We start from the raw sequence: 4,327 nt of genomic DNA, 5'->3' as shown, positions 1-4,327 counted from the left end.
GTAAGCAGAGTTTTTGAAATGTAAGGCCTTTGAATAAGACAAAAGGCTGCCTCATCGCTAACTTTGCAACAGTGCCCATGGAAGCACCTTCATCTTGAACTGGATTGGACACGCTCGCGCACAAAGCGCGCTGTGACTCGGCGGACGGAGAAGCTCGCGAAGTGCGTTACTCATAGCCACTTGGCCTTCTTGAAGCGCATGAATAGGAGAAGGCAGAACACCGCTATCACTCCGAGCACGACGAAGTAGCCATATGGCGTGTCCAGTTCCGGCATGTGCTTGAAGTTCATGCCATATATTCCGGCGATCGCCGTCGGGACCGCCAAGATCGCCGCCCAGGCCGCGAGCTGGCGAGTGACCACACCGATCCTTTGCGCTTCCAGAAGGCTGCTGGCCTCGAAGACCGTGGACAGGACAAGCAGGAGGCCGTCGACCATGGACTGCACGCGGTGGACATGGTCCGCGACGTCGTGGAAATATGGTGTCATTTCGGCGCTGATGCAGGGAAAGTGGCCGCGAACGAGCTTTCGCACCAGCTCGGCCATAGCCCCGAGCGTGCGCTGGAACCGCGTGAGTTCGGACCTTAGTTCGAAGATTCGCGCCACCTCTTCTGGCTCGAGGAAATCGTGCAGCGACCGTCGCTCCATCGCCAGGACGTCGTCCTCGATCATTTCGAAGATGGGCAGATACTGGTCGACCACTCGGTGCAAGATCGCGTGCAGCACATAGTCGACACCCTTGCCGAACTGCGTCGGCGATGCCTCGAGTTGCTCCCGAAGTTTGCCCAGCGCTCCGGCATTGCCGTGCCGCACGGTGATAAGGTGATTGTGACCGGTGAAGATCGCCATCTTGCCGTAGCTGATCCGGTCGCCGACCAGCTCGGCGGTCTGGGCGACGACGTACAACTCATCGTTGTAGACCTCGAGCTTGGGCGGGCACAGCGGGTGCATGGCGTTGTCGATCGCCAAAGGATGGAGGTTATACGTCGTCTGGATCGCGCTGAGTTCGTCTGCGGTGGGCTCGCTAAGCGCGATCCAGCAGAAGCCCGAGCGATTCTCGTTTAGTTCGACGTGCTCATCGAGCCTGATTTCACGGACTCGCTTACCTTCGTTGTAATAATATGCGGCGATAATGGTCATGCAGGGGTCGTCTCAGAAAACGGAAAATAAAGCACGCTAAGCGTGCGTGGAGGCTGGCACCCAGCGGTACAGCGTCGGAATGGACACGCCGAGGTTCTTGGCCACGTCCTTGGGCGGCACCCCGCTGGCCAGCAGCTTCTTGGCCGACTCGATCTTGCTGTCGGTCATCTTCGGCTTGCGGCCGCCTTTGCGGCCGAGCTGCTTGGCGACTTCCAGCCCGGCGCGGGTGCGCTCGACGGTCAGCTCGCGCTCCATTTCGGCAAGGCTCGCCATGACGTGGAAGAAGAACCGCCCGGATGGTGTGCCGGTGTCGATGGAGTCGGTGAGGCTCCTGAACTGGACACCGTGCTTGTGCAGATCGCCGACCAGATCGACCAGTTGCTTGACCGACCGGCCCAGCCGGTCGAGCTTCCAGACGACCAAAGTATCGCCTTCGCGCAGCATTTCGAGCGTCTTGGCCAAGCCAGGCCGGTCTGCCCGCGTGCCACTCACCTTGTCCTCGAAGACCTTTTTACATCCGGCCTTGCTCAAGGCTTCGCGTTGCAGCTCCAGGTTCTGATCCTGCGTCGAGACGCGCGCATAGCCAATCAACATGGCTTGTCTCGCGCCCGGTCGATGCGTTCCTGCATCGCCTGCATCACTTCTTCGTGGGTGTACGATCTGGCGTTGGCGTCGGTGGCTTGCCGCAGGGCTTCCTCAACCTCGCGCGTCATCCGCTCGTAATCCTCCGGCCACAGCGCTTGCTCCATGCGCAGCGACGCCTGACCCAGCAGGTGCAGCAGGCTGAACAGCCGCATGTCGTTGGTGGCGACGATGCGCTCCCGAATCTGCTCCTGAATAGCTTCGCTAGCCCGATGCGCTTGTGGTGTGGCAGTCCCCTCGTAGTCAGCGGGGAATTCCGCTTCCTCGGCAATCCTTGCCCAGGCGCTGGCCAGCGCCTCGATGGTTGACGTGCTCATTTCCGCCGCTCCTGTGCTCTTTGGCGAATCAACCGGCCAAGGGGCCTCGACGCGAAAACCAGCAGCATCACGCCTATCGGATACCAGGTCGAGAAGACCACCAAGGCATCGAAGGCTGGCCGTCCGGTGTTGGTAGGCAGTACGGCGGTCACAGCCATCAACCCGCCGACCGTCCAGATGATGCGCCACACGTAGGGCATCACGCGGGGCACGTAGCCGTCATCGAAAGCGGTCTGGTAGTAGCGGCGCAGGCCGCGCTCGGCAAGCGCCTGGCGCTGCCGCTCCGACAGCGCATCCGTCCGGCCATACCAGCGCCGGAATGGTGGACAGCGCAGCAGCAAAGGGGTGAAGAGGATCATCACCGCCACGATCGCGACACCCCACGCCATGACGGCGCCGGCATCGGGCCGCTTGGCGTTCTCGATCACGGGCGCGAAGACGCCCGGAGCACCGATCATCCAGAACAGCGCAATGTGCTGATGGAAGGAGAGCTTCATTTGCTCATCCACTTGCGCAGCAGGCGCTTTTTCAGGGAGGCGCGTTCTTGCGGGTTGCGTCCCTTGTGATTGGCGATGCGATCCGCCGTGGCGGCCTGGCGCTTGACGGGCCAGTAGGAGCGGCCATCCTTGCCCATCGACCAGACGCTGCTGGCCTGGTTTTCCAGCAGGGGCAGATGGGCGCTCAGGGCTTCGGGCGACGCGCTGGTCAGCGCCGTGCGCTCACGGGTGCGCCAGCGCTGATGCCAGAGCTTCTTGTCCTCGCGCTCGCTGCCGCAGGTCGTGTGCCCGACGATGGGTGTTTTGCGGCGGCTGCGGCTCATAACGTAGTGGTCTCCAAGAACATTCAGGACTGATCCCAGGCGTCGATGGTCAAGACCTGATCGGCAGGACAGGCGGCTACGCGGTCGGGAACTGGATGGTGTTCAGTCTCATGCCGACCCCATTCGATTGATCGCGTCGCTTGCGGCACGCTGCGACGCAAGGAGGTTTGCGACCTGGTTTAGCAGCCGTGTCCGCTGCATGTCTGTTACCTATCTCCCCGACCGCTCATTGGACCAACTCCAGAGATTGGGCTCTATCGCTCAGCCAATACGAAACCGGCATTGGCTGATGCCACAACCGAGACTAACACAAATGGCTCGGTACCTGTATTTCGCGCCCCGTGCACTTGGCCCGGTCTTGCCACGGCTATCTCACCTTCCCTGAGGGCACGAACAATCCCATTGCCCTGAAAGTAATCAGCCATTCCCGACAAAACAGTCCACGTGTCTTGGCCGTGAGGATGAATGTGAGCCGCAATTTCCTGCCCGGGATGGACATGCCAAACCACGATAATTGAGTCTCGGGTTTCAAGCACAACGGAACGAATAGGCTCGCCTTCGGACGGCTGAACATACTCGGCTACAGAAAATATTCTCGATTCAACAGTCATCGGAGATCCCTCTTTCACAGTTGTCGTTACGGTCTTCATCGTCGGCATCCTGACGCACGGCGGGCAATTGCTGGAGCAACGCCGGCAGCCATTCCTGTACCGTCTCCCACACCACATCGAGGTTGATGTCGAAATAGCCGTGAGCCATGCGATTACGCATATTGCGCATGCTGCGCCACGGCACGTCGGCATGCGCCTGGGTGAACTCGACGTAGCCATCCATCACCTTTGTGGCCGCCTCGCCGATGACGATCAGGCTCATGATGACGGCCTGCTGGGTGCGCTTGTCGGCCAAGAAGTCGTCCTTGGCCATCCCTTCCACGAAGCTGCGCGCATCGGTTGCGGCCTGCTGAATGTGGTCGAGGTAATCGGGCAGGCGGTTCTCGCTCATATCGGTTGCGCCTCCGCGAGCACCTTGGCCCGGAACTTCGGCGGCAGGTCGCCGGGAGTCAGCAGATCGACGTCAACGCCGAGCAGCGATTTCAGTTCTTCTTCCAAATCGCCCAAGTCCAACAACGTGGCACCGGGCAGCGCATCGACCAACAGGTCGAGGTCGCTGCCATCCCGGTCGGTGCCATGCAGCACCGAGCCGAAGACGCGCGGGTTCGCGGCGCGAAAGCGGCCTACCGCTTCACGCACTGCGCTTCGCTTCATGTCAAGCACAACAGACGGTCGCATGCGCATCCTTTCTTATCGAAACTCGTTGAGATGATATGCAATCAAGGGCACTGTTGCAAATAGTCGGTGGTGATAAACTTATCATCCCCTTTTGCTGATGGAGCTGCACATGAACCCATT

General features: G+C 60.5%; 8 protein-coding genes. All 8 read right to left on the bottom strand.

The window, feature by feature from the left end; translation table 11 throughout:
* Positions 1–170: 170 nt before the first annotated feature.
* Positions 171–1,139, bottom strand: coding sequence for a magnesium and cobalt transport protein CorA (locus tag V6E55_RS25070; protein WP_032640602.1), 969 nt, complete (start codon positions 1,137–1,139; stop codon positions 171–173).
* A gap of 36 nt (positions 1,140–1,175) precedes the next feature.
* Positions 1,176–1,733, bottom strand: a complete 558-nt coding sequence (locus V6E55_RS25065; RefSeq protein ID WP_003100847.1) for a recombinase family protein — start codon at positions 1,731–1,733, stop codon at positions 1,176–1,178.
* A complete protein-coding gene (locus V6E55_RS25060; protein ID WP_003100853.1) occupies positions 1,727–2,098 on the bottom strand; it encodes a hypothetical protein in 372 nt (123 codons plus the stop codon). The genes V6E55_RS25065 and V6E55_RS25060 overlap by 7 nt, the downstream gene beginning before the upstream one ends.
* On the bottom strand, positions 2,095–2,595 hold the full coding sequence (locus tag V6E55_RS25055) for a hypothetical protein (RefSeq protein WP_003100856.1): 501 nt from the start codon (positions 2,593–2,595) through the stop codon (positions 2,095–2,097). Before V6E55_RS25055 ends, V6E55_RS25060 begins: the two co-directional genes overlap by 4 nt.
* Positions 2,592–2,918: a hypothetical protein gene (locus tag V6E55_RS25050; protein WP_003100858.1), complete on the bottom strand. Its 327-nt coding sequence runs from the start codon at positions 2,916–2,918 to the stop codon at positions 2,592–2,594. The genes V6E55_RS25055 and V6E55_RS25050 overlap by 4 nt, the downstream gene beginning before the upstream one ends.
* 254 nt (positions 2,919–3,172) lie before the next feature.
* The gene (locus V6E55_RS25045; protein ID WP_000215515.1) at positions 3,173–3,529 is read right to left on the bottom strand and encodes a cupin domain-containing protein; all 357 of its coding nucleotides are present in this window, start codon (positions 3,527–3,529) and stop codon (positions 3,173–3,175) included.
* On the bottom strand, positions 3,519–3,920 hold the full coding sequence (locus V6E55_RS25040) for a HepT-like ribonuclease domain-containing protein (RefSeq protein WP_001293886.1): 402 nt from the start codon (positions 3,918–3,920) through the stop codon (positions 3,519–3,521). The genes V6E55_RS25045 and V6E55_RS25040 overlap by 11 nt, the downstream gene beginning before the upstream one ends.
* Complete coding sequence (locus V6E55_RS25035; RefSeq protein WP_001247892.1) at positions 3,917–4,207, bottom strand: nucleotidyltransferase family protein; 291 nt, start codon at positions 4,205–4,207, stop codon at positions 3,917–3,919. The genes V6E55_RS25040 and V6E55_RS25035 overlap by 4 nt, the downstream gene beginning before the upstream one ends.
* Positions 4,208–4,327: the final 120 nt, after the last annotated feature.

It is taken from the genome of Enterobacter sp. 342, assembly GCF_036663495.1.
In the GTDB taxonomy this organism is placed as follows: Bacteria; Pseudomonadota; Gammaproteobacteria; order Enterobacterales; family Enterobacteriaceae; genus Enterobacter.
The sequence above is the reverse complement of the archived record's forward strand: the minus strand, read 5'-3'. Positions and strand labels throughout refer to the sequence as shown.

Bases quoted from the DNA above. Each gene is read 5' to 3' on its own strand.
- V6E55_RS25045 (WP_000215515.1), bottom strand. From the start codon at position 3,529: ATGACTGTTGAATCGAGAATATTTTCTGTAGCCGAGTATGTTCAGCCG.
- V6E55_RS25060 (WP_003100853.1), bottom strand. From the start codon at position 2,098: ATGAGCACGTCAACCATCGAGGCGCTGGCCAGCGCCTGGGCAAGGATT.
- V6E55_RS25035 (WP_001247892.1), bottom strand. From the start codon at position 4,207: ATGCGACCGTCTGTTGTGCTTGACATGAAGCGAAGCGCAGTGCGTGAA.
- V6E55_RS25055 (WP_003100856.1), bottom strand. From the start codon at position 2,595: ATGAAGCTCTCCTTCCATCAGCACATTGCGCTGTTCTGGATGATCGGT.
- V6E55_RS25070 (WP_032640602.1), bottom strand. From the start codon at position 1,139: ATGACCATTATCGCCGCATATTATTACAACGAAGGTAAGCGAGTCCGT.
- V6E55_RS25050 (WP_003100858.1), bottom strand. From the start codon at position 2,918: ATGAGCCGCAGCCGCCGCAAAACACCCATCGTCGGGCACACGACCTGC.
- V6E55_RS25040 (WP_001293886.1), bottom strand. From the start codon at position 3,920: ATGAGCGAGAACCGCCTGCCCGATTACCTCGACCACATTCAGCAGGCC.
- V6E55_RS25065 (WP_003100847.1), bottom strand. From the start codon at position 1,733: ATGTTGATTGGCTATGCGCGCGTCTCGACGCAGGATCAGAACCTGGAG.